Origin of the sequence: Brevundimonas sp. BAL450, from assembly GCF_015767455.1 — a bacterium.
GTDB lineage: Bacteria > Pseudomonadota > Alphaproteobacteria > Caulobacterales > Caulobacteraceae > Brevundimonas > Brevundimonas abyssalis.
This window is the reverse complement of record NZ_JADWOW010000038.1, coordinates 1-26,037: the sequence shown is the minus strand read 5'-3', so window position 1 is coordinate 26,037 and position 26,037 is coordinate 1. Positions and strand designations below refer to the sequence as shown.

The window sequence follows — 26,037 nt, the reverse complement described above, 5'->3', positions numbered from 1 at the left end:
ATAGGCCCGATGACCGATCCAATCGAGAGCGCCATTTTCGATCACCTGAACCGGCTGGCGCCCGGCAAGTCCATCGAGCCGTCCGATGTGGCCAAGGAATTGCAGCCCGAGCAGTGGCAGCGGATGCTGCCCAAGGTCCGCGGCGTGGCCGTGGGCCTGGCCCGCGAAGGCCGCCTGATCATCACCAAGAAGGGCAAGCCCGTCGATCCGAACGCCTTCAAGGGCGTTATCCGGCTGAAGCTGCCGGATGCTCCTGGAGATGATGACCCCGCCTGACCTGAACGCCGTCCTCGCCGAGATCCGGGCCTGCCGCGCCTGTGCGGGCGAACTGGCGCACGAGCCCCGGCCGGTGGTCATGGTGGCGCCGGAGACGCGCTTGCTGATCTGCGGCCAGGCGCCGGGGCGGCGGGTGCATGAGAGCGGCGCCCCCTTCACCGACGCGTCCGGCGACCGCCTGCGCGACTGGATGGGCGTGGATTCGGACGTTTTCTATAGCGACCCGCGCATCGGCGTGGCGGCCCAGGCCTTCTGCTATCCCGGCACGGCCGCGGGGGGCGGGGACCATCCGCCGCCCAGGCGCTGCGCCCAGCTGTGGCGGCCCCGCCTGCTGGAGGCCCTGCCGGAGGTGGAGCTGACCCTGCTGGTGGGCGGCCACGCCCAGGCCTGGGCGCTGGCGGACCGCATGAAGCCGACCATGACCGCGACCGTGGCGGCGTGGCGGGATTATCTGCCGGACGTCCTGCCCCTGCCGCACCCTTCCTGGCGCAACACCGCCTGGCTGCGACGCAATCCGTGGTTCGAGGCCGAGGTGGTCCCTTATCTGCGCGGGCGGGTGCGGGCTATGCTGGCGTCATGATCCGTCCCGTCTCCGCCTTGATCCTGATGCTGGCCTTGGCCGCCTGCGCGCCGACGGTGCAGCAGCCCCTGACCCCGCCGCCGGGCTTCGCCGGGTCCGTCATCGAGCCAGACGCCTTCGTGGTCCAGGACGGCGCCCGGCTGCCCATGCTGCACTGGCTGCCCGAGGGCGAGCCGTGGGCGGTGGTGGTGGCCCTGCACGGCATGAACGACCACAAGGCCTCGTTCCATCTGGCCGGGCCGCAGTGGGCGGAGCAAGGCGTCGCCACCTACGCCTATGACCAGCGCGGCTTCGGCCGGGCGCCCGGACGCGGGGTCTGGGCCGGGCAGGACCTGATGACCGAGGACCTGCGCACGGTCGTGGCGCTGGTCCGCGCCCGGCACCCCGATGCGGTCATCGCCGTGGCCGGGGAGAGTATGGGCGGGGCCGTGGCCGTGGCCGCCTTCGCCTCGGACCGTCCGCCCGCCGCCGACCGGCTGGTGCTGCTGGCCCCGGCGGTGTGGGGCTGGTCCAGCCAGCCGTTCAGCTATCGCGCCAGCCTGTGGGCTGCGGCGCGTCTGATGGGCTCCACCGCGCTGGAGCCGCCCGACTGGGCCGTGCGCGACATCCGCGCCTCGGACAATCTGGTGGAGCTGCTGCGCATGGGCCGAGACCCGGACATGATTTTCGCCACCCGGTTCGACGCGCTGGCGGGCCTCGTGGACTTGATGGAGACGGCCAGCCGCGATCTGGGCCGCACCCGCGTCCCGACCGCCCTGTTCTACGGGACCCACGACCAGATCATCGAGGACGAGCCCATGGCGCTGGCGCTGGAGCGGGCAGGTGAGCCGCCGAACCTGCGCACGGCCTTCTACGAAGACGGCTGGCACCTGCTGAACCGGGACCGGCAGGCCCTGCGCGTCTATGGGGACGTGGCGGCCTTCCTGCGCGATCCCGCCGCGCCGTTCCCGTCGGGCGCCCCGCCGGTTCCCGCCAAATAGTCAGCGCCTCGAAACCGTCATGCTTGCCCGGCAAGAGCAGGCGGCGTATCTGGCGCGCACAAAAATCTGCTCAGGGAAGGCTCAGTTCAGGGCATGACGCTTTTCGATTCGCCGTCTTTCGCACAACACGAAGGCGTGCACGCCTTCTTTGACGAGAAAACCGGCCTCAAGGCCATTGTCGCGGTGCACTCCACCGCGCGGGGCCCCGCGGTGGGCGGCTGCCGCATGTGGAACTACGGCTCCTCGGCCGAGGCTCTGGAGGACGTTCTGCGTCTGTCGCGCGGCATGAGCTACAAGAACGCCGTGGCCGATCTGGACATGGGCGGCGGCAAGTCGGTCATCATGGGCGACAGCCGCACACAGAAGACGCCGGAGCTGTTCCGCGCCTTCGGTCGCGCGCTGAACACCCTGGGCGGGACCTATTATTCGGCCGAGGACGTGGGCGTGTCGGTGGAGGACATCGCCGAGGCCCGCAAGGAGACCCCCTATGTGGTCGGTCTGTCCGGCGGCAAGGAGGGCTCGGGCGACCCCAGCCCCGTCACCGCCGAGGGCGTCTATCGCTCCACCCTGGTGGCCGCGCGCCGCCTGTGGAAGCAGGACGACCTGACCGGCCTGACCGTGGCCCTGCAGGGCGTGGGCCATGTGGGCGGCTATCTGGCCGACAAGCTGGCGAAGGCCGGCGCGAAGCTGATCATCACCGACGTCAACACCCAGGCGCTGGAAGAGGTCGCGGCCCGCACGGGCGCCGAGATCGTGGCCCCGGACGCCATCTATGACGTCCAGGCCGACATCTATGCGCCGTGCGCCCTGGGCGCGACCCTGAACGAGAAGACCCTGGACCGCATCACGGCCCGGGCGGTGGTGGGCGCGGCCAACAACCAGCTGGCCACGCCGGAGATCGGCCTGGAGCTGTTCCGCCGCGGTGTATTGTATGCGCCGGACTACGTGGTGAACGGCGGCGGCATCATCAATGTGGCCTCCGAAATGCGCGCCCGCGAAACCGGCGGCTCGTATGATCCGCAATGGGTCGAGGGCAAGGTGGACCGGCTGATGCAGACGTTGGAGGAGGTGCTGGAGCGCTCCGACGCCGAAAAGCGCCCGACCCACGAGATCGCCGACGCCATCGCGGAAGCGCGCATCAATGCGGCGCGGGACGAAAAAGAAGCGCAGCGCAAGGCGGCGTAACGACCTGCCCTTCTCCCGTTGGGAGAAGGGGGAACCCGCGCACCGGAGCGTAGCGGAGGTTCTGGCGCGGGGGATGAGGGGCGGATGTGTCAGCAATGAACCACCCGACCCTCACCCTGCGCGCGAAGAAGCGGCCTGCTTCGCATTCCGCTGCGCGCAGCCCTCTCCCACCGGGAGAGGGAGGGTGCCTCACCACCCGATCTCCGCCTCCCCCCGCAGGATCGCTTCGGCCTCGGCCGAGTGTTTGCCGCCGTCGCGGTCGTGCAGGATCAGGGGCGGCAGCAGGCGCAGGGGCGCGCGGCCGGTCTTGATGGCGTGGACCAGCACCCGCTTGGCCGGTTCGTCGGCGTGGGGGTGCACCGGGCGCACCGCGACCGAGCCCGCCTTGTCGCCCAGCAGGGCCAGCAGGTCCGCCAGTCGGTCGGCGCGGTGGATCATGACGATGCGCCCGCCTTCCTTCACGGCCTTGAGCAGGAAGCTGGTCCAGGCCGCCAGACCGTCGTCGGCCATCCAGGCGCCGCGCTTGCCGGGGGCGGGGGCGCGCAGGGCGCCGGGGTCGTCGAAGAAGGGCGGATTGCTCACGGCCCAGTCGAAGGGCTCGAGCCCCAGCGCCCGGAACCCCGCCGCCACCTCGCCCTGATGCACCGTGATCCTGTCGGCCCAGCTGTTCAGCCCGGCGTTGTCCTGCGCCAACCCGGCCATGTCGGCGTCGCGCTCCAGCCCAGCCAGCGCTACGCCCGGACGCCGGGCGGCGATCTGCATCAGCACCGCGCCCGCGCCGCAGCCCGCCTCCATCACCCGCTCGCCGGGCAGGGCGGGGCAGGCGGCGGCCAGCAGGGCGGCGTCCATACCGGCGCGATAACCGCGCGCGGGCTGGCGCAGGCGCACGCGCCCGTTCAGCAGGGCGTTTTCGGTCACGTCGATCTGTTCGGGTGTGGCGTTCACGCTTCTTGACCCCTGATGGCCCCCTCACCATTGTGCGCCGCATCGTCTGCGGGCAAGACGCACGGCGTAATTGTAAGGCCGGGCCGCCCGGCGCGTATGGAAAGAGCCTTCGCCTTGGACGCATCCTCCGCCCTGTCTGTTCCGGCGCGCCCCAAAGGCGACGTGGCGCCGCTGGTCCGTCTGGCGGAGGCGGACATGGGGCGCGTGGACGCCCTGATCATCGAACGCATGCAGTCCGACGTGCCGGTCATCCCCCTGCTGGCCGAGCATCTGGTGGCGGCGGGCGGAAAGCGCCTGCGCCCCCTGCTGACCGTGGCCGCCGCGCGGGCCACGGGCGGACCGGTGGAGGCGGCGGTCAGCCTGGCCGCGGCGGTGGAGTTCATCCATACGGCCACCCTGCTGCATGACGACGTGGTGGACGGCTCCGAGCTGCGCCGGGGCAAGGTGGCGGCGCACCTGATCTGGGGCGCGGCCTCCAGCGTGCTGGTGGGCGACTTCCTTTTCGCCCGCGCCTTCGAGCTGATGGTGGAGACCGACAACATGCGCGCCCTGGGCGTGCTGGCGCGCGCCGCCGGGGTCATCGCCGAGGGCGAAGTGCTGCAGCTCACCCGCGCCCACGACATCACCCTGGACCGCGACACCTATCTCAAGATCATCCATGCCAAGACTGCTGAACTGTTCGCCGCCGCCGCCGAGTCCGGCGCGCTGGGGGCGGGGGCGGGCGACGCCCAGGTGACGGCCCTGCGCGACTACGGCATGGCCCTGGGCGTGGCGTTCCAGCTGGCCGACGACGCGCTGGACTACGGCGGCGCCTCGGAGACCCTGGGCAAGAACGCGGGCGACGACTTCCGCGAGGCCAAGGTGACCCTGCCCCTGCTGATCGCCATGGAGCGCACCGGCGAGGCCGAGGCCCCCTTCTGGACCCGCACCATCGACCGCCGGGAGCAGGGCGAGGACGACTTCCGCCGCGCCCGCGAGCTGATCGTCTCCACCGGCGCCCTGACCGCCACCCTTGAGGAGGCCGGCGACTGGGCCGACCGGGCCAAGGCTGCGCTGAATGTGCTGCCCGAGGGAGAATGGCGGCAAGCGTTGGCGGCTCTGGCGGATTTCGCGGTCAGCCGCGCGGCCTGACCCCTTCGTTCCCGTGAGGGAGAGGGAAGGATTTGAAGGAATCCCTCCCCGGCGCTAGGGATGCGGCTTCCTCCCGTTCCCTGCCTGACTGAGCGCCATGCACGACATTCGAGCCATCCGTGAGAACCCCGACGCCTATGTGGCGGGCTGGACGGCGCGGGGGGTGGACGACGCGTCCGGCGTGGTGGCGAAGATCCTCGATCTGGACCGCGACCTGCGCGCCGCCCAGACCGAGGGGCAGGAGGCGCTGGCGGGGCGCAACGCCGCGTCCAAGGCCATCGGCGCGGCCATGGGCAAGGGCGACAAGGACGAGGCCGAGCGCCTGAAGGCCGAGGTGGAGACCTTCAAGGGCGTCATCGCGGGCGCGGGCGATCGCGAGACGAAAGTCGGCGCCGAACTGCGCGACCTGCTGGCGGGCCTGAAGAACCTGGCGGCGGAGGGTGTGCCCGACGGCGAGGACGAGGCGGGCAACGTCGAACAGAAGACGTGGGGTGAGCCGCGCCGGACCGGACCGGCCAAGGATCACGCCGATCTGGGCGAGGCCATGGGCCTGCTGGACTTCGAGGCGGCGGCGAAGATGTCCGGCGCCCGCTTCGCGGTGATCAAGGGCGGTCTGGCCCGGCTGGAGCGCGCCATCGGCCAGTTCATGCTGGACATGCAGACGGACAAGCACGGGTATCAGGAAGTGATCCCGCCCTATCTGGTGCGCGATGAGGCCATGTTCGGCACGGGGCAGTTGCCGAAGTTTGGTGATGACCTGTTCTTTGCAACTTCGACCCATATTCCACATGAGATCGGTGCCGCAGCTGGCTCTGGCGTCTACTACGAGCGTGGCGAAGGGGTTGATGTTTATCAGGCCGAAGATGGTTCCTTGTCCTTGAGACACGTGCCGGCCTCAGAAGCCCGCCTTGTGGCGCGCCGCCACTTCCTCATCCCCACCGCCGAAGTCTCCCTGACCAATCTGGTCCGCGAACAGATCCTGGCTGAAGACGACCTCGCCACGCCCATGCGCCTCACCGCCCTGACGCCGTGCTTCCGGGCCGAGGCGGGGTCGGCGGGGCGGGATACGCGCGGGCTGATCCGCCAGCACCAGTTCTCCAAGGTGGAGATGGTCTCCATCACCCGCCCCGAGGACTCCGACGCCGAGCACGAGCGCATGACCGGCTGCGCGGAGGCGGTGCTGGAGGCGCTGGGCCTGCCCTATCGCCGCGTGCTGCTGTGCAAGGGCGACATGGGCTTTTCGGCCATGAAGACGTTCGATCTGGAGGTCTGGCTGCCCAGCCAGGGCACGTTCCGGGAGATCAGCTCCTGCTCCAACTGCGGCGACTTCCAGGCCCGGCGCATGGACGCCCGCTTCAAGCGGGCCGGGGAGAAGAAGACCGAGTTTGTCCACACTCTGAACGGCTCCGGCCTCGCGGTGGGCCGGACGCTGGTGGCGGTGATGGAGAATTATCAGGACGAGAGCGGGCGCATCGCCGTGCCGGAGGTGTTGCAGCCGTACATGGGAGGGATGACGCATGTGGGCTGAGCGTCAAAATCCTCCCCCGTCGGGGGAGGGGGACTGCGAAGCGGTGGAGGGGGCCGGCGGCGAGCGCGGCCTGTCCCGGGTCGTCACTGACTTGCCCCCCTCTGGCGCGCTTCGCACGCCTGTCTCCCCCCGGCGGGGGGAGATTTGATGCGCATCCTCCTCACCAACGACGACGGCATCGAGGCCGAGGGGCTGGAGTGTCTTGAACGCATCGCGCGCGAACTGTCCGACGACGTCTGGACCGTGGCGCCCGCCGTGGAGCAGTCGGGCAAGGGGCGGGGGATCACCCTGACCGAGCCGCTGCGGGTCAACCGGGTCAACGACCGTCGCTTCGCCGTGACCGGAACGCCCACCGACTGCGTGGTGCTGGCGGTCAACGACCTGATGGCGGATCATCGGCCCGATCTGGTGCTGTCCGGCGTCAACCGCGGGCACAATGTGGGCGAGGACTGCTCCTACTCCGGGACGGTGGCCGGGGCGCTGCAGGGCATGGCCTTCGGCATCCGCTCCATCGCCCTGAGCCAGAGCCTTGAACGCTTCCACGACGAGGTGACGGCCCACTGGGAGACCGCAGAGGCCTTCGCCCCGGCCATCATCAACCGCCTGCTGGACCAGACCTGGCGCGACGGGGTGGTGATGAACCTGAACTTCCCCGCCCTGCCGCCCGAGCTGGTCAAGCAGGTTGAGGTGACTCGCCAGGGCTTCCGCGACATCGGCGAGATGCATGCGGTGCGCCGCACCGATCTGCGCGGGCGCGACTACTACTGGATGAGCTTCCGGGGCGCCAAACAGGAGCACGCCGACGGCACCGACCTGCGCGCCATGGACGAGGGCCGCATCTCGGTCACGCCCCTGCACATCGACCTGACCCACCGGGAAAGCCTGCATGATCTGAAGGGCGTTCTGGGCGGCGCGCCGCCGAAGCAGGTGGCGAAGGCGGCGGAATGAGAGATGACCGCGCCGGACGGCTGATCCTGAGCCTGCGCCAGCAGGGGGTGACCGACCCCCGCGTGCTGGCGGCCATGGAGTCGGTGGACCGCGCGGTGTTCGTGCACGAGAAATTCCTCGATCAGGCGTGGGAGGATCAGGCCCTGCCCATCGACTGCGCCCAGACCATCAGCCAGCCCTATGTGGTGGGTCTGATGACCCAGGCGCTGCAGGTCGGGCCGCGCCACCGGGTGCTGGAGATCGGCACGGGCAGCGGCTACCAGTGCGCGGTGCTGAGCCGCCTGGCGCGGTTCGTCTATTCGGTGGAGCGCTACAAGAGCCTGCTGAAGGAGGCGGAGGCCCGCCTCAAGGCGCTGGGGACGGACAATGTCTTCACCCGGCACGGCGACGGCGGCGAGGGCTGGCCCGAACAGGCGCCGTTCGACCGCATCATGGTCACCGCCGCCTCGCCCCATGAGCCCAAGGATCTGCTGCGCCAGCTGAAGCCCGGCGGGGTGCTGGTGGCGCCGGTGGGGCGTGGCTCGGTGCAGATGCTGAACCGCTACACCGCCGACGAGGACGGCGCCTTCAGCCGCGAAAGCCTGCTGGAGGTGCGGTTCGTGCCGCTGGTGGAGGGCGTGGCGAAGGAAGGGTAGGGGCGCGCCTACCGATCCTCGCGTGTGTGGAAGATGGCGGCGAGTGAACGGCGAGAAAGGCGGCGAGGCGGACCAGGTCCCCTTGGGCTTTGGGCAGAACGACGACCTCGTAGGTCACCCGCTCTGCGCGAGGTTATGCTTGAGCTGCGCATCAAAGACAGCCAAGGCGTCTTCTAGCGGGATTGTCTCACCCGTGCGCTGGTATTCGGCCCAACGGCGAGCCTCCTCGCCGTCATTCATCGCCTGTTCCAGCGCCTGAAGGAGATAGGTCTTCGGGTCGACGCCGGATGCTTCGGCCGCCGCCTTGAGGCGCCGGGCCTGATCTTCGTTCAGGTGGATGTCGAAACCATCGGCCATGGGCGAACGATACCTCACGGTGTGAAACGCCGCAATGTTCCCACAATGTTCTTGCTGAATCACGCGGATTGATCCCCATATAGGGCGGTCGCGTATCTGTTTCGGCTGAACCTTCCCCGCATCTGACGGCTTTTCCCTCGCATGACCGACAAGCACGATTTCATCCGCGTTCGCGGTGCCCGCGAGCACAATCTCAAGGGCGTGGACGTGGACATTCCGCGTGGCCAGCTGGTGGTGCTGACCGGCCTGTCCGGGTCCGGCAAGTCGTCGCTGGCGTTCGACACCATCTATGCGGAGGGTCAGCGGCGCTATGTGGAGAGTCTGTCGGCCTATGCGCGCCAGTTCCTGGAGCTGATGGGCAAGCCGGACGTGGACCTGATCGAGGGCCTGAGCCCGGCCATCTCCATCGAACAGAAGACCACCTCCAAGAATCCGCGCTCCACCGTCGGCACGGTGACGGAGATCCACGACTACATGCGCCTGCTGTGGGCGCGGGTGGGCGTGCCCTATTCGCCCGCCACCGGCCTGCCCATCGAGAGCCAGACCGTCAGCCAGATGGTGGACAAGCTGACCGCCCTGCCCGAGGGCGAGCGGCTGTATCTGCTGGCCCCCGTGGTGCGCGGCCGCAAGGGCGAGTACCGCAAGGAGCTGGCCGAGTGGCAGCGCCAGGGCTACCAGCGGGTCAAGATCGACGGCGTCTTCCACGCCATCGAGGACGCCCCCACGCTGGACAAGAAGTTCAAGCACGACATCGACATCGTGGTGGACCGGCTGGTCACCAAGAACGGACTGGAAAGCCGTTACGCCGACAGCATCCAGACCGCGCTGAATCTGGCCGACGGCCTGGCCACGGCGGAATGGGCGGATGTGAAGGAGGGCGAGGAGCAGCCGCGCCGGATCATCTTCTCGGAACGTTTCGCCTGTCCGGTGTCGGGCTTCACCATCAGCGAGATCGAGCCGCGGCTGTTCTCGTTCAACAACCCGTTCGGCGCCTGCCCGGCCTGTGACGGGCTGGGCGTCAAGCTGGCGTTCGACGCGGATCTGGTGGTGCCGGACAGGGACAAGACCCTGCACAAGGGCGCGGTGGCCCCTTGGGCGCGCGGCCCGTCGCCGCTGTACACCCAGACCCTGCAGTCGCTTTCGCGGCACTTCGGCTTCTCGATGGATGTGGCCTGGCGCGACCTGCCTCAGCAGGCCCAGGATGTGATCCTGCAAGGCACGAAGGAGAAGGTGAAGTTCACCTATGACGACAACGCCCGGAAGTACGAGGTGGCCAAGGCGTTCGAGGGCGTGGTCCCGAACCTTGAACGGCGCTGGCGCGAGACGGACTCGGCCTGGGTGCGCGAGGAGCTGGGCCGCTATCAGTCCGAAACACCCTGCGAGGCTTGCGGCGGCAAGCGCCTGAAGCCCGAGGCCCTGGCGGTGAAGGTGGGCGGCGAGGACATCGCCGACATCTCGGCCCTGTCCATCTCCAAGGCGCACCTGTGGTTCACCACCCTGGACGACAGCCTCACCGAGAAGCAGCTGGAGATCGCCCGGCGGATCCTGAAAGAGATCAACGACCGCCTCGGCTTCCTGAACAATGTGGGGCTGGACTATCTGAACCTGTCGCGCGCGTCGGCCACCCTGTCGGGCGGCGAGAGCCAGCGCATCCGTCTGGCGTCGCAAATCGGCTCCGGCCTGACCGGGGTGCTGTATGTGCTGGACGAGCCGTCCATCGGCCTGCACCAGCGGGACAATACGCGGCTGCTGGAAAGCCTGCGCGGCCTGCGGGACCTGGGCAATTCGGTGCTGGTGGTCGAGCACGACGAAGAGGCCATCATGACCGCCGACCATGTCATCGACATGGGCCCGGCGGCGGGGGTGCACGGGGGCGAGGTCTGCGCCGAGGGCACCCCGGCTGAGGTCATGGCCAACGGCCGGAGCCTGACCGCCAAATACCTGACCGGCGAGCGCGAGATCGAGTTGCCGCCGGAGGGCCGCCGCCCGATCAACCGCAAGAAGATGCTGAAGATCACCGGCGCCACCGGCAACAATCTGAAGAACGTGACCGGCGAGATCCCGGTGGGTGTGTTCACCTGCATCACCGGGGTGTCCGGCGGCGGCAAGTCCACCTTCACAATCGAGACCCTGTACAAGGCCGCGGCCCGGCGGCTGCACAACGCCTCGGACGCGCCTGCCCACTTCGACCGCATCGAGGGGCTGGAGCATTTCGACAAGGTCATCGACATCGACCAGAGCCCCATCGGACGCACGCCGCGCTCGAACCCGGCCACCTACACCGGCGCCTTCGGGCCGATCCGCGACTGGTACGCGGGCCTGCCGGAGTCCAAGGCCCGCGGCTACGGCCCTGGCCGGTTCAGCTTCAACGTCAAGGGCGGGCGCTGCGAGGCGTGCCAGGGCGACGGCCTCATCAAGATCGAGATGCACTTCCTGCCGGACGTCTACGTCACCTGCGATGTGTGCAAAGGGAAGCGCTACAACCGCGAGACCCTGGAGATCGTGTTCAAGGGCAAGTCCATCTCGGACGTGCTGGACATGACGGTCGAGGAGGCGGCGACCTTCTTCAAGGCCGTGCCGCCCATCCGCGACCGGATGCAGACGCTGGAGCGTGTCGGCCTCGGTTACGTCAAGGTGGGCCAGCCGGCCACGACCCTGTCAGGCGGCGAGGCCCAGCGGGTCAAGCTGTCCAAGGAGCTGTCGAAGCGGGCCACCGGCAAGACCCTGTACATTTTGGATGAGCCGACCACCGGCCTGCACTTCGAAGACACCCGCAAGCTGCTGGAGGTGCTGCAGGAGCTGGTGGAGCACGGCAACACCATCGTGGTGATCGAGCATAATCTGGATGTGATCAAGGTGGCCGACTGGCTGCTGGACTTCGGCCCGGAGGGCGGCGACGGCGGCGGCGAGATCGTGGCCAGGGGCACCCCCGAACAGGTCGCGGCCGATCCGAAGAGCTGGACCGGCCGCTATCTGAAGGAGATGCTGGACCGCCACGAAACGCGGCGGCTTGCGCGGGTCAAGGCGGCGGTCGAAGCCGCCGCCCCCGCCCCGAAAAAGGCCCGCGCCAAGGCGCGGGCCTGATCCGGCTTTACAGCGACGGCGTCGGCTCGACGACCACCGGCTCCGCGCCGCCGCGAATGTCGCGGTAGGCGGCGGCGTAGGGGGCATAGAAGATGGCCAGCATCAGCGCCGAAACGATCCCGTTGTAGATCAGATAGATCACGAGGGCCGGGCCCATGGCGCTGAAGATTTCGCCCACATCGGCGCCTTCCAGCGCCGAGAGGTCGGCCATTCCGCCCGCCAGCAGCGTCAGCGGCAGGATGACGATGGACGTCAGGATCGACACCACGATCGCCATGACGATGACGATCACCGTCATGCCGAACAGCCCGAGCGCCCGACCCTTCGTCACGCCCCAGGAATCGAAGATGGCGAACTTCTGCTGGTCCACGGTGATCGGCAGCGCCAGGCTGAACCGCACCAGCAACCAGACGAACAGAACCGTGGCGGCGATCATGAACACAACCGCGATCGCGCCCCCCGCGTCACCGGCGGCGGAGCCCGCCAGGCCCGCGATCACGCCCGCGATCCCGAAGATCACCATGGCCGCGACCACCGCCAGGATGGACAGCACCAGATAGACGACGAACACCCGAACCTCGTCCATGCCGAGACGCATGTAGCCGAAGCTTTTCTGTTCAGGCCTCAACACCGCTCTCATGGCCGCAGTGTAGATCACCGCGCCGAATACGATGGTCAGAGGCAGAATCCAGGCCATGCCCGCATAGGCCGCCATCAGCGGCTGCAACTGATCCATGGAGGGGTCGGTCGCGCCCTGCAAATCGGTCGCCGCCGCCATGAGGGCCACGAACGACCCTCCGACAAGGGCGAAGCAGACGGCCGTGAAAACGATATAGGCCAAGGCCCAGATCAGGATGGTCATGGGCGTTCGGCGCGCAAGCCGGAACCCTTCAAATGCACATTCGCTGGCTGAAAACGCCATGGTCGTAGCCCTCCCGTGAAGTCGTAGTTGAACCTGAAGCGTAACCTGAAAGACCTGACGGCGTCATGACGATTCCGGATGGGCCTCATCCGCCGACGCCCGCAACTGGCGATAGGCGCTGGCCCAGGGGGCGTACGCCACCGCCGTGGCCGCGCCTGTGCCGGCGAAAATGAACAGCAAAGCGAGGCCGAAACCGATCATCAGGCGGGGCTCCCAAGTCATGGTCCAGGTGTCGGCGTCTGCGAACGCGGCCCAGTCGATGCCCGCCAGCCCGACAGACAGGGCGGCCAGCGCCACCACCGGCAGGAACACGACGACGCACAGGATCGCGCTGAGCAGGCCCATGGCCGCCAGCTTGGCCGATTGGCCGCGCGCCATGCGCCAGCCTTGCTCGAAAGCCAGGGTCTTGTGATCGACGCTGGCCACGGAAATCAGGCCCGTCCGGCCCCAGGCCCACAAGAACAATCCGAAGCCGACGACGCCCAGCGCCGTCCAGATGAGGACCTGGAACGTCGGATCGATACTCCGGAAGGCGAGGCCGATCGGCACGACCAGAAGGGCCGCCAGAACCGCAAGCACCATCAGGGCCAGCCAGAGGACGATCTGCACGACGATGTAGCAGAACTCCGCCTTGCCCAGCCGCAGGCCGGCCCAGCCGCTGGTGCGCGGCCACAATACCAGCCGGATCACAGCCACGCCGATCACGGCCTGGACCAGAAGGCTGAGGCCGTTGGACACGGCCGACCAGCCCTGCATCTGAAGCATGGCGTTGATGGCTTCGCCGTCGCTGAGGTCCGCCGGTCCAGCGGGATCAGCCCAGGCCGCCCCCATGAACGGCCAGATCGCCGCCATGCCGGCGATGCCCGGCAGATAGAGCAGCACGCCCCACAGCAGAACAGCCAACGGCCGCTTCGCGATCATCTCAAAGCCGGACCCCAGGGCCTCGCCCATCGAAAAGGTCTTCATGATGCCCCCCGTTTCCCCGTCACAACGCTAGAGCCTAAAGCGTGGGAAGGCTAGAACCCCCGCCATGAGCACCTCCCTTTCCCCAGTACACATCATCGGCGGCGGTCTGGCCGGTTCGGAAGCGGCCTGGCAGATCGCCAATGCGGGCGTACCCGTGATCCTGCATGAAATGCGGCGTCCGGGCGTGACCACGGACGCGCACCACACGGACGGCCTGGCCGAGCTGGTCTGTTCCAACTCGTTCCGGTCGGACGACTGGGAATACAACGCCGTGGGCCTGCTGCACGCCGAGATGCGGGCGCTGGACTCGGTCATCATGGCCTGCGGCGACGCCAATCAGGTGCCGGCCGGCGGGGCCTTGGCCGTGGACCGCGAGGGCTTTTCGCAGGCCGTGACCGCGAAGCTCGAAGCCCATCCGCTGATCACCCTCGTGCGTGAGGAGATCGCCGGCCTGCCGCCCGAGGACTGGGACAACGTCATCGTCGCCACAGGGCCGCTGACCTCACCGGCCCTGGCCGATGCAATCCTGAAGACCACGGGCGAGGAGAGCCTCAGCTTCTTCGACGCCATCGCGCCCATCGTCCATGCGGAGAGCATCGACTTCGACATCGCCTGGCGCCAGTCGCGCTACGACAAGGCGGGGCCGGGCGGCGACGCGGCGGCCTATGTGAACTGCCCCATGGACAAGGCCCAGTACGACGCCTTCATCGACGCCCTGATCGACGGCCCCAAGACCGAGTTCAAGGAGTGGGAGAACGTCCCCTATTTCGACGGCTGCCTGCCCATCGAGGTGATGGCCGAGCGGGGGCGCGAGACCCTGCGCCACGGCCCCATGAAGCCGGTCGGCCTGACCAATCCGCGCGACCCCATGGTCAAGGCCCACGCCATCGTCCAGCTGAGGCAGGACAACGCCTTGGGCACCCTGTTCAACATGGTGGGCTTCCAGACCAAGCTGAAATACGGCGCCCAGACAGAGATCTTCCGCATGATCCCCGGCCTGCAGAACGCCCAGTTCGCGCGGCTGGGCGGGCTGCACCGCAACACCTTCCTGAACTCGCCCAAGCTGCTGGACCGACAGTTGCGCCTGAAGGCCATGCCACGCCTGCGTTTCGCCGGACAGGTGACGGGGGTGGAAGGCTATGTGGAATCCGCCGCCATGGGCCTGTTGACCGGCCGCCTCGCCGCCGCCCAGGCGCTGGGCCGCGACCTCGCCCCACCGCCGCCGGAGACCGCCATGGGCGCGCTGGTGGAGCACATCACCGGCGGGCATCTGGAAGGGTCGAAGTTCCAGCCCATGAACATCAACTATGGCCTGCTGCCGCCGCTGGAGGCGCCGCGCGTGGACGCCGAGGGGAGGAAAATTCCGCCCAAGGATCGCGGCCGGGCCAAGAAGCGCCTGATGAGCGTGCGGGCGCTGGAGGCGCTGAAGGCTTGGCGGGACGCGGCCTGATGGCAGCGCCTGAAAGCGACCTCGCGCGCCTGATCGAGCGCCGCGTCACTCTGATCCACCGCCTCGACCTGATCACGAAGGGCGCGCAGATCACATACGACGACGGCGCACCGGTCGACATGGCCTCCGAGAAGGCGCGACTGGAGGCGGAGGTGACCCGCCTCGACCGCAAGATCCTCGCCCTTCAACCGCCTGCGGGGCGGGCGTGAACGTCCGGGACAGATCATGATCCTCGACCCCATCCGTGCCGCCATCCGGCGCCGGATCTCGGACGTCTTCAACGACGCCGACAAGGGCGAGCGGCCGGTGCTGCGGCGGGCCGACGCGCTGTTTCCGCCGGACTCCGTGGCCTGGCGCGTGAACGGCGACGTGGTCACCATGATGATCGGCGGGGTCTCCGGCCTGCTGCTGCAGATGCTGCATCCCGCGGTTCTGGCGGGGGTGTGGGATCACTCCGACTTCCGCGCCGACATGCACGGCCGCCTGCGCCGCACGGCCAAGTTCATCGCCGTCACGACCTATGACCACGCCGAGGCGGGGCAGGCCGCCATCGACAAGGTCAATCGCATCCATGCGAAACTGGGCGGCGCGCTGCCGGACGGGACGGCCTATCGCGTGTCGGACCCGGCGCTGCTGGCCTGGGTGCATGTGACCGAGACCATCAGCTTTCTGGACGCCTGGATCCGCTATGCCGAACCGGCCATGCCGCGCGCTGAACAGGACGCCTATTTCGACGAGATGGCCCGCGTTGGTCAGGCGCTGGGCGCCAGTCCCCTGCCCCGGACACGCGCCGAGGCCGAGGCCGTGATCGAGTCCTTCCGGCCCGTCCTGCGCGCCGACGCCCGGACCCGCGAAGTGGCCGACATGGTGATGCGTCAGCGCATCGGCGCACCCGCCGTGGACGCCGCCGCCGGAGTCATCATGCAGGCCGGCTTCGACCTGCTGCCGCCCTGGGCCCAGACGATGCACGGGCAGCGCCCGCCCTTGCCGCGCCCGGTGGTGCGCGCCGGCGCCCTGACCACCGCCCGCTTCATCCGCTGGGCCTTCGACGGCTCTCCCAACCGGCGCACTCACGGGCGCGGCGTCACCACGTTCGAGCGACCTACCGGTTCCTGACCGCGACGCGCGCGACGCTTTGCAGGCCGCGGCCGGCCTCATAAGGTGGGCAATCATCGGTTCTCGGGGTTGTCTCATGATCGGTCTGTTCGCCGCCCTCGCTCTTCTGTCGCCCGCGCCGGAGGCGGGTGACGGTCCGTGGCGGCAGCTGATCGACTTCAATCCGACGGCGGAGCGGCCGGACGGGGTGTCCCTGTTCCTGCGGCAGGCGGATATGCTGCCGCAAGGAACGCCGCGCAGCTGGGAGACCCGCATGGCCCGCCATGTCTGGGTCAACCACGGGGCGGTGGTGGGCGGGCAGGCCTGGACGGTCATCGACAGCGCCTTCGACTGCGCGGGCGGCGGGGTGACGCAGACGGTGCGCGCCTACGATGCCCAGGGCCGACTGCTGGGCGAGGCGCAGCCCAACGAGGACACCCGGCCTGTTCCGCATTCGGCCGAGCACATGGTGTGGGACGCGGTGTGCATGGGCTCGCCCTATCTCTACGACAAGCCGGTGGTTGCGACCCTGGCCGAGGCGACGGCGGACGCGGCCACGGGGGATGGCCTCGCCGCGCTGACGGACGAGCTGCAGTGGGACGTGGACTATGACGGCCAGGCCGACATCATCCGCATCCACATGCGGCCGCACAGCATGCGCCACGATGTGGAGTTCATCCTGGCCAGGGACCCCACCCGGCCCATCACTGTGATCACGGCCGAGCAGCCGCCGACCGGGCCTCTGGTGCAGCGCGGCATCCGGCGGCTGGAGCGCGACCGTTATCTGACCGCCTGCGCGATGGACCAAGGCGCGGATGTTCAGCCTTGCGAGGCCGCCTATCCCTTTGTCCAGCGCGGGGTTGAGGTGGTGGCCGAGGGGCAGCCGACCATCCTCGTGTGGCTGGTCAGCGGCGAGCCCCATGTGGCGCGCCTGCCGGCGGCGGAGTGAGATTTCAGACTCTGTCGCCCGAAAAAAACAGGGTCTGAATTGTCCGAATAGTCCGAAATCGCCTCCTGACCGCTGCTGACCGGCGCCCATTATAGGGGTGGGCGAAACGCGGGGGCGGAAAGAGCAAACCCGCAGCCTCAAGCCGCCCGGGCTTCGTCCTGTTCGACGGGACGCCGCGCGGGCACGGTGAAGCTGACGGTGGTGCCTTTGCCCGGTTCGCTTTCCAGCTTCATCTCGCCGTGATGCATCTCGATCAGGGACTTGGTCAGGGCCAGACCCAGGCCGGTGCCCTGGGTGGTCTTGGAGTGCTGGCCCTCGACCTGCTCGAACGGCTGGGCCAGGCGGGCCAGGTCCTCGGGCGCGATGCCGATGCCGGTGTCGGTGACCGCGATCTGCACGCCGCCCTCCGCCGGGCTGAGCCGGACGGTGATCGAGCCGCCTTCGGGGGTGAACTTCACGGCGTTTGAAATCAGGTTCAGCAGAACCTGTTTCAGGGCGCGGTAGTCGGCCTCGATCTCGGGCAGGTCGGGTGCGTCCATGTTCAGCTTCAGGCCGCATTCCTGCGCCCGTCCGCGCATCAGGCGGATGGCGTCCTGACAGATTTCGGACAGGTCCACGGCCTCGTAGTGCAGGGTCATCTTGCCCGCCTCGATCTTGGCCATGTCGAGGATGTCGTTGATCAGGGCCAGCAGGTGCTGGCCCGAGTTCAGGATGTCGACGGCGTAGCCCTTGTAGCGTTCGTCGCCGAGGGGGCCGAACATCTCGCCGGCCATGATCTCGGAGAAGCCGTTGATGGCGTTCAGCGGGGTGCGCAGTTCGTGGCTCATATTGGCCAGGAACTCGCTCTTGGCCTGATTGGCCGCCTCGGCGCGCACCATGGCCTCCTCGTACTTCCGCGCCAGCTGGGACAGTTCCTCCTGGCTCTTCTCCAGCTTGCTCACGGTCAGCTGCAGAGCGTCGGCGGCCTGTTTGCGCTCCACCTCCTGACGCTTGATGACGGTGATGTCGGCGGCCGTGACCACGGCCCCGCCGTCGCCCGTGAAGCGCTCGGACATCTGCAGCCAGCGGCCGTCGGCCAGCTCGATCTCGCGCATGCCGGGGCGGCCGGTGGCCGAGGGCTGGTCCTTGCGGATGGCCAGGGCGGCGATGCGGTTCAGCTCTTCCTTCTGGGCGCCCCGCTTGAGGTGGCCGGGCTGGAATCCGAAGGCGTCCTGGAAAGCCTGGTTCCACAGGATCAGCCGGCCGTAGCGGTCGAACAGGACGAAGGCGTCCGACACGCTTTCGATGGCGTCGCGCAGGCGGTTCTCGGCGGCCTGGGCCTGGGCCTTGGCGCGTCGGGACTCGGTGATGTCCAGGGCCACGCCCATGAGATGGTCATAGCCGTCCGGGCCGCGCTGGCGCGGGGCCTGGCCGCGCAGCTCCATCCACAGGGGCGGCTGGTCCGGGGCGTCCACGCGGAAGGCGATCTCCACCTGGCCGTAGGCCTGGGCCTGGCGCAGGGCGTGCTCCACCGCCTCACGGTGCCGGGGATTTATGCGCTCGATGATCTGATCGGCGGCGATGACGCCGCCCCGGCCGAAGCCGAGCATGCCCGCCATGACGTCGGACACCACCACCTCGTCCCGGTCCAGGTTCCATTCCCAGACGCCGCAGCGCGCGGCCTCGACGGCGGTGTGGAAGCGTCGTTCGGTGTCGGCCCAGACGCGGGCGGCGCGGCGCGCCCGGCGTTCCTGGAACAGCACAAGGGCGCTCAGCCCCAGACCCAGACCCAGCGGGCCGATCAGGATCCAGGCGTCGCCGAACAGGGTCATCAGGCCCCCGCCTGCCGCCGGGGCGGCGGCGACGATGGTGGCCGGGGCGGTTTGCGTGTCCACGGCGGTCAGGCGCAACTCGCCCCGGGTGTGGACGCCGCCGCCCTCCGCGTGCTCGGCCAGGGTTTCGGGGGTCAGCCCCAGGGCCGAGGCGGGCTGGTCGCGCAGGGCGGACGCGGCCGAAGCGATGATGAGGCCGTCGGCGTTGACGATGCTGACGGCCAGACCCTGCCTGGCCAGGGCGGCGGGGGCCGCGAGATCAGGCGCGGGGAGGCGAGCGATCACGGTGCGGCCGCCGGATGCCTGAAGCCGCAGCAGCAGGGCCTCGCCGTCCCGGGCTCGGGACAGGGCGTGGCCTTCCGAGGCCTCCGTCGACCGGAAGGCGCCGGCTTCGGCGCCGGCCGCCGCGAGGATGTCGCCCCCCTCGGAGACGACGGCGTAGGCTGGACCCGGCGCGTCGGCGCGGGCCTGCTCCACGGCGTCAAGCGGGCGCGACGGCGAGGCGACCAGGGCGCGGACCGCAGCGGTCAGGCCGATCATGGCGCGGGCGGAGTCGGCGTCCAGGCGCGCGGCGGTCAGTTCAGAACGGGTCTCGAGCGCCTGGGCCATGGAGGCGGCCTGCTCCCGCGGGCGGTCTCCGGCCTGACGGGCATAGAGCAGGGAGTAGATCGACAGGCCGAGCGCAGCGATAAGCACAGCGATGCGCACCCAGACGGGCATGCCCAGACCGGATGACGCCCTGTCGGATGACCTGCGGCCCGGTCCTGTCCCGCGGCGTTCGTCGGCGTTCAACGCCCTCTCCCGCACGATTCGTGAAGACGCACAGCCTAGGGTGCGTCGCAGATTCGTGTCGAGGCCGCGCGGCGAAGATCAGGCGGCGGTCGCCGCGACGGGTTCATCCACGTCGCCGACCGGGGTCGGCACGGTCTTGACGGCCTTCAGCATCTCGCGCGCCGCGCGGGCCAGGCGGATCAATTCGGGCGGAGCCTCGTCCACATTCTCGTCGATGGAGCCCGCCAGATCCTCGGCCAGCTTCATCAGCATGGGCGCCGCGGCGATCAGCCGGGCCTGGGCCTCGATCTTCTCGGGGTCGCGATCGTATTCGGCGCCGGGCACCCGCCAGCCGCCCCAGTCGGCAGGGTCGGTGACCACCACGGGGTAGGTGCCGGGGAAGGGGTGATGCTGGCAGTCCTCGGCCAGCTGCCACTTGTTGCGCGCGCGCAGCAGGCGCCAGTCGCCCATGTCGGCGGCGGCGGCGTCGTCCTGCGGCAGCATCAGTTCGGAGCCGGTGAACTCGCGCCCCAGACCGACGTCATAGGTGACGCGCACGGGCTCATCGAAACCCTTGGCCCAGACCGGCTGGACCTTCTCGATGCAGGCCCAGGCGCCGACGCACTCGACCCAGACCTTCTGGCCCTTCTGAAACTGCGCGCGCGCCATGGCTCGACCTCGATGCTCGTGAACAGACGGATCGATCATGCCGCGCCCAGGGTTAGCGGCCGGTTTCGACGGGGAAATAATTATTGATATTGCTTCTGCAAATCGTTCGCAGTAATTGCGCCGCTCAACGAACAACAGGGGCCATCTCATGCGCACGTTTCTGCTTTCCACCTCCGCCGTTCTCAGCCTGACGGCGGGCGCCGCCTGGGCCGAAACCGATCTGGAAGGGACGGTCGAGGCGCCCCAGGTGGCGCCGGTCACCGTGATCGCCACGCGCAACGAAACCCGCACCGACGAGATCCCCGTCACCGTCAGCGTCATCACCGCCGAGGAGATCGAGGCGAACCTCTACACCGACATCAAGGATCTGGTGCGGTTCGAACCGGGCGTCAGCGTGCCCACCAGCCCGCAGCGCTTCACCGCCGCCCTGTCGGGCGCGGGCCGGGACGGCAATTCGGGCTTCACCATCCGGGGCATGGGCGGTGACAGGGTGCTGATCGTGACCGACGGCATCCGTATGCCGGACGGCTTTTCGTTCGGAGCGCAGAACGTGGGGCGGGGCGGCTACAACGACCTGGACCTGATGCAGCGGGTGGAGATCCTGCGCGGACCGGCTTCGGCGCTGTACGGCTCCGACGGCATCGCGGGCGCGGTCAGCTTCACCACCAGGGACCCTGAGGACATGCTGGGCGGCGAGGCGTTCACCGCGCGGGCGCGGGTCGGCTATGCGTCGGCGGACGAGAGCTGGACCGAGGGCGTCTCCATCGCCGGATCGAACGGCGCGCTGTCGGGGCTGCTGGCCTACACCCGCCGCGACGGGCAGGAGACCGAAAACCAGGGCGATGATTTCAGCGAGACCACCGCGCGCACCGCGCCGAACCCCATGGACCTGTCTTCCAATGCGGTGCTGGGCAAGCTGGTGTGGCAGGTCGCGCCGAACCACCGTCTGCGCCTGACGTATGACCACTATGATTCCGACCTGTCGGGCGATGCGCTGTCCAGTCGGGGCCCGGCCGTGCCGCCGTTCCAGCCCAACGCGACGTTGCAGGTGCTGGGCGAGGACGAGCAGGCGCGCGACCGGGTCAGCCTGGACCATCGTTTCACCGACGCCTTCGGCCTCGATCGCGGCTCCATGGCGGTCTACTGGCAGGACGCCACGACGCGCCAGTTCACCTATGAGGACCGCGACCCGGCGGCGGACCGGACGCGGGACGTGACCTTCGACACCCGCGTCTACGGCCTGAACGCCGAGGGCTATCGCGTGTTCGGCCGGGGCGGTGCGGTGCAGCACCGCGTCACCTTCGGCGGCGACTGGTCCGAGAGCACCCAGGAGGCCATCCGCGGCGGCACGGTTCCCGGAGCCGGCGAGACCTTCCCCAACCGGCCGTTCCCCATCACCGACTACAGCCTCTCGGGCCTGTTCATCCAGAACGAGATGGTGCTGCTGGACGGCCGTCTGAGCATCACCCCGGCGGTGCGCTATGACTGGTACGAACTGACGCCGGAAGCCGACGCGCTCTACACCGGCGGGCCCGTGGAGGGGCAGAGCGACAGCCATGTCTCGCCCAAGCTGGGCGTGGTCTACTGGCCGACCGCGACCTTCGGCCTGTTCGCCAATGTGGCCGAGGGCTTCAAGGCGCCGTCGCCCATGCAGGTGAACAACGCCTTCTCCAACCCGCTGTTCGGCTATGTCTCGATCCCCAATCCGGACCTGGGGCCGGAGACCTCCACCAGCGTCGAGGGCGGAATCCGCTTCCGGAACGTGCAGGTGGCCGGCGGCGATGCGCGCCTGTCGCTGGCGGCGTTCCGCTCGGACTATGACGACTTCATCAGCCAGATTGTGGTGAGCGGGTCGTTCACCCCGGCGGACCCGGCGGTCTACCAGTACGTGAACCTTGGCAGCGTGACGGTGCATGGCTTCGAGGCTCGGGGCGACATCGCCTGGGACAACGGGTTCAACGCCACCGCGGCCTTCTCCTACGCCGACGGCGAGCAGACCGAGGCGGGGGTGCGCGCTTCACTGCCGACCATCGACCCGATCAAGCTGGTGGCGGGTCTGGGCTATGCCGAACCGGCGGGCCGCTGGGGCGGGCAGGCGATCGTCACCTGGTCGGCGGAGAAGGACGCGAACGAGACCGACGGGCTGAACTGCTACGACACCTGCTTCACCGGCGACGACTTCACCCTGCTGGACCTGACCGCGTATTGGAACGTCAACGACAGCGTCACCCTGCGGGCGGGCGTGTTCAACGTCTTCGACGAGACCTACGGCTGGTGGAGCGACATCGCGGGCCTGTTGGCCGCCTCCACTGTGCTGGACGCCTACACCCAGCCGGGGCGGAATGTCTCCGTCTCCCTGGCCCTTCGTTACTGACCTCCACCCCCTCAACGCGATCATTCGCACCAAGGAGCAACGCCATGCGTTCCACCGCCATCGCCCTCGCCGCCATTCTGGCCGCTCCCCTGGCCGCTCCCCTGGCCGTCATGGCCCAACCTGTTCTGGCGCAGCCGGCGCAAGCACGGGCTGAGCAGTCCCGCTTCGAGCAGGACCGTCAGGCCATCCTGTCCCAGGTCGGGGACTTCCGCGTCCGTTTCGACATGCGCGAAACGGTTCCGTTCCAAAACGGCTACGAGCCGCTGGATCCCAAGCTGTCGGGCGGCAACGAGATCGTCCGGGTGGTCTACGACGACGGCGACCGCATCAGCCTGCAGCACATCCTGGTGATGGACCACGAGGGTCAGACCTTCGTCATCAAGCACTGGCGTCAGGACTGGGTCTATCAGCCCGAGGCGGTGCTGACCTACGCCGGGCCCGACCGCTGGACGCTGACGCCGGTGGACGCGGCGGCGCGGCGCGGGGCGTGGTCCCAGACCGTGTGGCAGACCGATGATTCACCCCGTTATGGCGGCGTGGGGCGCTGGTCCCACGACAACGGCATGGTGCAGTGGACCTCAGACGAGACCACCCGCCCGCTGGCGCGGCGGGATGCGGTGCGCGACCCGGTCTATGATCGCTATGTGGGGACCAACCGCCACGTGCTGACGCCCTTCGGCTGGGCGCACCTGCAGGACAACGTCAAGCTGGGCCAGGCTCCTGGCGCCGCCACGGGGCTGGTGGCCTATGTGCAGGAGGATGTGGTCAACACCTACCGCCGCTGGGACGGGTTCGACCCTGCGGCCGGCGACGCCTACTGGGCGGCGACCTCGGACTACTGGGCCGCCGTGCGCGGCTTCTGGGACGCGGCCATCGCCGCCGGCAACGGCGTCACGGTTGAGGAGGAGCCCGACAACGGCGCGGTGACGGGCCCGACCCTGATGGGTCTGGCCGACCGGATCGAGGACGGCGAAATCACCACCGAGGCCGCCATCGCCGAAGCGCGCCGCACCATCGCCGAGGCGACGGGCGCGGCGCTCTGACGAACGTCAGTTCGGGCGGGAGATGTCTTCCAGGGCCTCTCCCGCGTATTTCTCCTTCACGCGGATCGACAGGTCGCCGAGGGAGACCACGCCCACGAGGCGGTTGTCCTGGTCGAGGATCGGAAGGCGGCGGATCTGCTTGTCGGACATGCATTTCAGCACGTCCTTGAGATCTTCGTCGTCGCGGCGCCATTCCACCGTGGTGGTCATGGCCTCGCTGACCGGGGTGTCCACGCCCGCGCCGCCGGCCAGGGCCCGGACCACCAGATCGCGGTCGGTCACCGTGCCCACCAGCTGATCGCCCTCGGCCACCGGCATGAAGCCGAAGTCGCCCGCCGCCATGCGGCCGGCCACGTTCTGGATGCTGTCGCCCGGGCGTGCGACCTGCACGTCGCGGCTCATGATGTCGCGGACCTTCATGACGTCTCTCCTTGAATGATGGGTGATGAACCCGTCGGGAGAGGCGCGGTTCCGGATGGTCAGGTGAGGCCGGCGCAGAACCGCTGGATGCGACGGCAGGCTTCCTCGAGCACATCTTCCGAGGTGGCGTAGCTGATGCGGAAGAAGGGCGACAGGCCGAAGGCCGCGCCGTGGACCACCGCCACGCCCTCGGCCTCCAGCAGTTCGCGGGCGAACACCTCGTCGCTGTCGATGACCACGCCGGTCTCCGTGGTCTTGCCCATCACCCCTTCGGCCGACGGATAGACATAGAAGGCGCCCTCGGGCGTGGCGCAGGTGATGCCCTCGGCGGCGTTCAGCATCGACACGACCAGGTCGCGGCGCTTTTCGAAGGCGGCGCGGCGCACGGCCATGAAGTCCTGCGGCCCGTTCAGGGCCTCGACGGCGGCGGCCTGGCTGATGGAGGAGGGGTTGGACGTGGTCTGGCCCGCCACCTTGCGCATCAGGTCGATCAGGGGCTTCGGCCCGCCCGCATAGCCGATGCGCCAGCCGGTCATGGCGTAGGCTTTCGACACGCCGTTGACCGTCAGGGTGCGCTCGTAGAGGTCGGGCGCCACCTGGGCGATGGTGGTGTAGTCGAAGCCGCCGTAGACCAGATGCTCGTACATGTCGTCGGTCATGACCCAGACCTGGGGATGACGGCGCAGGACCTCGGCCAGGGACTCCAGCTCGGCGCGGGTGTAGGCGGCGCCGGTGGGGTTGGAGGGGCTGTTCAGGATCAGCCACTTTGTGCGGGGCGTGATGGCGGCCTCCAGCACCTCGGGCTTGAGCTTGAAGCCGTCGGCGGCCTGGCCGACCACCTCCACCGGCTCGCCGCCCGCCAGCAGCACCATGTCCGGATAGCTGACCCAGTAGGGCGCGGGCACGATCACCTCGTCGCCGGGCGAGAGGGTGGCGACCAGGGCGTTGTAGAGCACAGCCTTGCCGCCGGGGGCCACGTGGATCTGGCTGGTCTCGTAGGTCAGGCCGTTCTCGCGGACGAATTTGGCGACGATGGCGGCCTTCAGCTCCGGCGTGCCGTCCACGTCGGTGTATTTGGTGTCGCCGCGCTGGATGGCGGCGATGGCGGCCTGCTTGATGTTGTCCGGGGTGTCGAAGTCCGGCTCGCCGGCGCCGAGGCCGATCACGTCGCGGCCTGCCCGCTTGAGCTCGCGCGCCTTGGCGGTCACGGCCAGGGTCGCCGAAGGCTTGACGCGCGCGAGGGCGGAGGACTGCAGGCTGGACATGAGCGATCCGTGGTTTGGCGTGGGGAGACCGCTTTCTTACGCAACCGCGAAAGGACGCGCAAACGCCCTGTCCGGCGGGGCGGACAGGGCGTCGCGACGGCGTGAGAGGGATCAGATGTCCGAGGACGCCTGACTCGCCAGGCGGTCGGCCTGACGGTCCATTTCATCGGCCTGTTCCGCCAGGCGGGGCGAAAGGGCGGCGAGATCCTCGTCGGTCACCGTGTTTCCGCGCTCGCGGTTCTGCTCGATCTGGCGGGCGCGGTAGGCCGGGTCGCGCAGGCGGCGGCTTTCCTCACGCATCTGTTCCGCGCCCCGGCGCATCTGCTCGGCGCCTTCGCGCATGTGGACCCGGGCTTCGGCCATCTGAACCCGCGCCTGTTCGCGGGCCTGGGCGGCATGGACCATGGCCTGGGCGCGCGCCTGTTCCGCATGAGCGCGGGCGGCTTCGGCGTTCACGCGGATCCGGGCGGCGGCGTGGGCGTTGGCGGCCGCCTCCACGCGGACCTGCTCGGCGTGGCGGCGGGCCTCCTCGGCGTGGACGCGGACCGCCTCCACATGGGCGCGCATCTCGGACGTGTCGGCGCCATGCCGATAGTAGACGCCGCCCTCGACTGGGGGCGCCGACACGTCCGAGATGCGCGCCCATGTGGAGG

General features: G+C 69.0%; 23 protein-coding genes and 1 pseudogene. 15 read left to right on the top strand and 9 right to left on the bottom strand.

Features of this window, described 5'->3' with window-relative positions:
* The first annotated feature begins 9 nt into the window (after positions 1-9).
* The 4 genes from IWC96_RS03270 (at position 10) to IWC96_RS03255 (ending at position 3,021) form a co-directional block, all read left to right on the top strand.
* A complete protein-coding gene (locus IWC96_RS03270) occupies positions 10-276 on the top strand; it encodes a DUF3253 domain-containing protein (protein WP_021696922.1) in 267 nt (88 codons plus the stop codon).
* Complete coding sequence (locus IWC96_RS03265; protein ID WP_196838337.1) at positions 260-856, top strand: uracil-DNA glycosylase family protein; 597 nt, start codon at positions 260-262, stop codon at positions 854-856. The genes IWC96_RS03270 and IWC96_RS03265 overlap by 17 nt, the downstream gene beginning before the upstream one ends.
* Positions 853-1,836, top strand: coding sequence for an alpha/beta fold hydrolase (locus IWC96_RS03260; protein WP_196838333.1), 984 nt, complete (start codon positions 853-855; stop codon positions 1,834-1,836). Before IWC96_RS03265 ends, IWC96_RS03260 begins: the two co-directional genes overlap by 4 nt.
* Positions 1,837-1,929: 93 nt before the next feature.
* Positions 1,930-3,021 carry a Glu/Leu/Phe/Val dehydrogenase gene (locus IWC96_RS03255; RefSeq protein WP_021696925.1) on the top strand — a complete coding sequence of 364 codons (1,092 nt, stop codon included), beginning with the start codon at positions 1,930-1,932 and terminating at the stop codon, positions 3,019-3,021.
* Positions 3,022-3,210: 189 nt separating this feature from the next.
* Here the strand turns inward: IWC96_RS03255 and IWC96_RS03250 are convergent, their stop codons facing one another.
* A complete protein-coding gene (locus IWC96_RS03250; RefSeq protein WP_370541076.1) occupies positions 3,211-3,966 on the bottom strand; it encodes a tRNA1(Val) (adenine(37)-N6)-methyltransferase in 756 nt (251 codons plus the stop codon).
* A gap of 114 nt (positions 3,967-4,080) precedes the next feature.
* On the opposite strand from IWC96_RS03250, the gene IWC96_RS03245 reads away from it, so the two are divergent.
* From IWC96_RS03245 to IWC96_RS03230, 4 genes are all read left to right on the top strand, one after another.
* Positions 4,081-5,097 carry a polyprenyl synthetase family protein gene (locus tag IWC96_RS03245; protein WP_231378823.1) on the top strand — a complete coding sequence of 339 codons (1,017 nt, stop codon included), beginning with the start codon at positions 4,081-4,083 and terminating at the stop codon, positions 5,095-5,097.
* 97 nt (positions 5,098-5,194) lie between these two features.
* Positions 5,195-6,625 carry a serine--tRNA ligase gene (serS, locus tag IWC96_RS03240; RefSeq protein WP_196838331.1) on the top strand — a complete coding sequence of 477 codons (1,431 nt, stop codon included), beginning with the start codon at positions 5,195-5,197 and terminating at the stop codon, positions 6,623-6,625.
* A 147-nt stretch (positions 6,626-6,772) separates the two neighbouring features.
* Positions 6,773-7,573: a 5'/3'-nucleotidase SurE gene (surE, locus tag IWC96_RS03235; protein ID WP_021698547.1), complete on the top strand. Its 801-nt coding sequence runs from the start codon at positions 6,773-6,775 to the stop codon at positions 7,571-7,573.
* Positions 7,570-8,208, top strand: coding sequence for a protein-L-isoaspartate(D-aspartate) O-methyltransferase (locus IWC96_RS03230; RefSeq protein ID WP_021698548.1), 639 nt, complete (start codon positions 7,570-7,572; stop codon positions 8,206-8,208). Before surE ends, IWC96_RS03230 begins: the two co-directional genes overlap by 4 nt.
* A 114-nt stretch (positions 8,209-8,322) precedes the next feature.
* Here the strand turns inward: IWC96_RS03230 and IWC96_RS03225 are convergent, their stop codons facing one another.
* Entirely contained in the window at positions 8,323-8,565 is a 243-nt protein-coding gene (locus IWC96_RS03225; protein ID WP_021698549.1) for a hypothetical protein, read from the bottom strand.
* A 141-nt stretch (positions 8,566-8,706) separates the two neighbouring features.
* Here IWC96_RS03225 and uvrA point away from each other — a divergent pair, with 141 nt between their 5' ends.
* Entirely contained in the window at positions 8,707-11,649 is a 2,943-nt protein-coding gene (gene uvrA / locus IWC96_RS03220) for an excinuclease ABC subunit UvrA (protein ID WP_021698550.1), read from the top strand.
* Positions 11,650-11,656: 7 nt separating this feature from the next.
* Here uvrA and IWC96_RS03215 read toward each other — a convergent pair whose 3' ends face one another.
* Positions 11,657-12,511 (bottom strand): hypothetical protein, encoded by an 855-nt coding sequence (locus IWC96_RS03215; protein WP_196838330.1) that lies wholly within the window; start codon positions 12,509-12,511, stop codon positions 11,657-11,659.
* 123 nt (positions 12,512-12,634) lie between these two features.
* Entirely contained in the window at positions 12,635-13,537 is a 903-nt protein-coding gene (locus IWC96_RS03210) for a hypothetical protein (RefSeq protein WP_021698553.1), read from the bottom strand.
* Positions 13,538-13,601: 64 nt separating this feature from the next.
* On the opposite strand from IWC96_RS03210, the gene trmFO reads away from it, so the two are divergent.
* From trmFO to IWC96_RS03190, 4 genes are all read left to right on the top strand, one after another.
* A complete protein-coding gene (trmFO, locus tag IWC96_RS03205; protein WP_021698554.1) occupies positions 13,602-14,987 on the top strand; it encodes a methylenetetrahydrofolate--tRNA-(uracil(54)-C(5))-methyltransferase (FADH(2)-oxidizing) TrmFO in 1,386 nt (461 codons plus the stop codon).
* Complete coding sequence (locus IWC96_RS03200) at positions 14,969-15,196, top strand: hypothetical protein (RefSeq protein WP_231378820.1); 228 nt, start codon at positions 14,969-14,971, stop codon at positions 15,194-15,196. Before trmFO ends, IWC96_RS03200 begins: the two co-directional genes overlap by 19 nt.
* Positions 15,197-15,212: 16 nt before the next feature.
* On the top strand, positions 15,213-16,103 hold the full coding sequence (locus IWC96_RS03195) for an oxygenase MpaB family protein (RefSeq protein WP_021698556.1): 891 nt from the start codon (positions 15,213-15,215) through the stop codon (positions 16,101-16,103).
* A gap of 76 nt (positions 16,104-16,179) precedes the next feature.
* A complete protein-coding gene (locus tag IWC96_RS03190; protein ID WP_021698557.1) occupies positions 16,180-17,031 on the top strand; it encodes a hypothetical protein in 852 nt (283 codons plus the stop codon).
* A gap of 137 nt (positions 17,032-17,168) precedes the next feature.
* Here the strand turns inward: IWC96_RS03190 and IWC96_RS03185 are convergent, their stop codons facing one another.
* Both IWC96_RS03185 and IWC96_RS03180 read right to left on the bottom strand, forming a co-directional pair.
* A complete protein-coding gene (locus tag IWC96_RS03185) occupies positions 17,169-19,562 on the bottom strand; it encodes a PAS domain-containing sensor histidine kinase (protein WP_231378818.1) in 2,394 nt (797 codons plus the stop codon).
* A 150-nt stretch (positions 19,563-19,712) separates the two neighbouring features.
* Positions 19,713-20,282: a hypothetical protein gene (locus IWC96_RS03180; RefSeq protein WP_045319439.1), complete on the bottom strand. Its 570-nt coding sequence runs from the start codon at positions 20,280-20,282 to the stop codon at positions 19,713-19,715.
* A gap of 148 nt (positions 20,283-20,430) precedes the next feature.
* On the opposite strand from IWC96_RS03180, the gene IWC96_RS03175 reads away from it, so the two are divergent.
* Both IWC96_RS03175 and IWC96_RS03170 read left to right on the top strand, forming a co-directional pair.
* Positions 20,431-22,656: a TonB-dependent hemoglobin/transferrin/lactoferrin family receptor gene (locus IWC96_RS03175; RefSeq protein WP_021698680.1), complete on the top strand. Its 2,226-nt coding sequence runs from the start codon at positions 20,431-20,433 to the stop codon at positions 22,654-22,656.
* A gap of 44 nt (positions 22,657-22,700) precedes the next feature.
* Positions 22,701-23,699 carry a DUF6607 family protein gene (locus IWC96_RS03170; protein WP_021698681.1) on the top strand — a complete coding sequence of 333 codons (999 nt, stop codon included), beginning with the start codon at positions 22,701-22,703 and terminating at the stop codon, positions 23,697-23,699.
* A gap of 6 nt (positions 23,700-23,705) precedes the next feature.
* Here IWC96_RS03170 and IWC96_RS03165 read toward each other — a convergent pair whose 3' ends face one another.
* From IWC96_RS03165 to IWC96_RS03155, 3 genes and pseudogenes are all read right to left on the bottom strand, one after another.
* Positions 23,706-24,119, bottom strand: a complete 414-nt coding sequence (locus IWC96_RS03165; RefSeq protein ID WP_021698682.1) for a CBS domain-containing protein — start codon at positions 24,117-24,119, stop codon at positions 23,706-23,708.
* Between the two features lie 59 nt (positions 24,120-24,178).
* Positions 24,179-25,384: a pyridoxal phosphate-dependent aminotransferase gene (locus IWC96_RS03160; RefSeq protein ID WP_196838328.1), complete on the bottom strand. Its 1,206-nt coding sequence runs from the start codon at positions 25,382-25,384 to the stop codon at positions 24,179-24,181.
* Positions 25,385-25,495: 111 nt separating this feature from the next.
* Positions 25,496-26,037 (bottom strand): annotated as a pseudogene (locus IWC96_RS03155) (peptidase M56); the annotation flags it as partial.

Excerpts from the sequence above, each read along its gene's own strand:
- IWC96_RS03270 (WP_021696922.1), top strand. The coding sequence starts at position 10 with ATGACCGATCCAATCGAGAGCGCCATTTTCGATCACCTGAACCGGCTG.
- IWC96_RS03265 (WP_196838337.1), top strand. The coding sequence starts at position 260 with ATGATGACCCCGCCTGACCTGAACGCCGTCCTCGCCGAGATCCGGGCC.
- IWC96_RS03260 (WP_196838333.1), top strand. The coding sequence starts at position 853 with ATGATCCGTCCCGTCTCCGCCTTGATCCTGATGCTGGCCTTGGCCGCC.
- IWC96_RS03255 (WP_021696925.1), top strand. The coding sequence starts at position 1,930 with ATGACGCTTTTCGATTCGCCGTCTTTCGCACAACACGAAGGCGTGCAC.
- serS (WP_196838331.1), top strand. The coding sequence starts at position 5,195 with ATGCACGACATTCGAGCCATCCGTGAGAACCCCGACGCCTATGTGGCG.
- surE (WP_021698547.1), top strand. The coding sequence starts at position 6,773 with ATGCGCATCCTCCTCACCAACGACGACGGCATCGAGGCCGAGGGGCTG.
- IWC96_RS03230 (WP_021698548.1), top strand. The coding sequence starts at position 7,570 with ATGAGAGATGACCGCGCCGGACGGCTGATCCTGAGCCTGCGCCAGCAG.
- IWC96_RS03225 (WP_021698549.1), bottom strand. The coding sequence starts at position 8,565 with ATGGCCGATGGTTTCGACATCCACCTGAACGAAGATCAGGCCCGGCGC.
- uvrA (WP_021698550.1), top strand. The coding sequence starts at position 8,707 with ATGACCGACAAGCACGATTTCATCCGCGTTCGCGGTGCCCGCGAGCAC.
- IWC96_RS03215 (WP_196838330.1), bottom strand. The coding sequence starts at position 12,511 with ATGACCATCCTGATCTGGGCCTTGGCCTATATCGTTTTCACGGCCGTC.
- IWC96_RS03210 (WP_021698553.1), bottom strand. The coding sequence starts at position 13,537 with ATGAAGACCTTTTCGATGGGCGAGGCCCTGGGGTCCGGCTTTGAGATG.
- trmFO (WP_021698554.1), top strand. The coding sequence starts at position 13,602 with ATGAGCACCTCCCTTTCCCCAGTACACATCATCGGCGGCGGTCTGGCC.
- IWC96_RS03195 (WP_021698556.1), top strand. The coding sequence starts at position 15,213 with ATGATCCTCGACCCCATCCGTGCCGCCATCCGGCGCCGGATCTCGGAC.
- IWC96_RS03190 (WP_021698557.1), top strand. The coding sequence starts at position 16,180 with ATGATCGGTCTGTTCGCCGCCCTCGCTCTTCTGTCGCCCGCGCCGGAG.
- IWC96_RS03185 (WP_231378818.1), bottom strand. The coding sequence starts at position 19,562 with ATGCCCGTCTGGGTGCGCATCGCTGTGCTTATCGCTGCGCTCGGCCTG.
- IWC96_RS03180 (WP_045319439.1), bottom strand. The coding sequence starts at position 20,282 with ATGGCGCGCGCGCAGTTTCAGAAGGGCCAGAAGGTCTGGGTCGAGTGC.
- IWC96_RS03175 (WP_021698680.1), top strand. The coding sequence starts at position 20,431 with ATGCGCACGTTTCTGCTTTCCACCTCCGCCGTTCTCAGCCTGACGGCG.
- IWC96_RS03170 (WP_021698681.1), top strand. The coding sequence starts at position 22,701 with ATGCGTTCCACCGCCATCGCCCTCGCCGCCATTCTGGCCGCTCCCCTG.
- IWC96_RS03165 (WP_021698682.1), bottom strand. The coding sequence starts at position 24,119 with ATGAAGGTCCGCGACATCATGAGCCGCGACGTGCAGGTCGCACGCCCG.
- IWC96_RS03160 (WP_196838328.1), bottom strand. The coding sequence starts at position 25,384 with ATGTCCAGCCTGCAGTCCTCCGCCCTCGCGCGCGTCAAGCCTTCGGCG.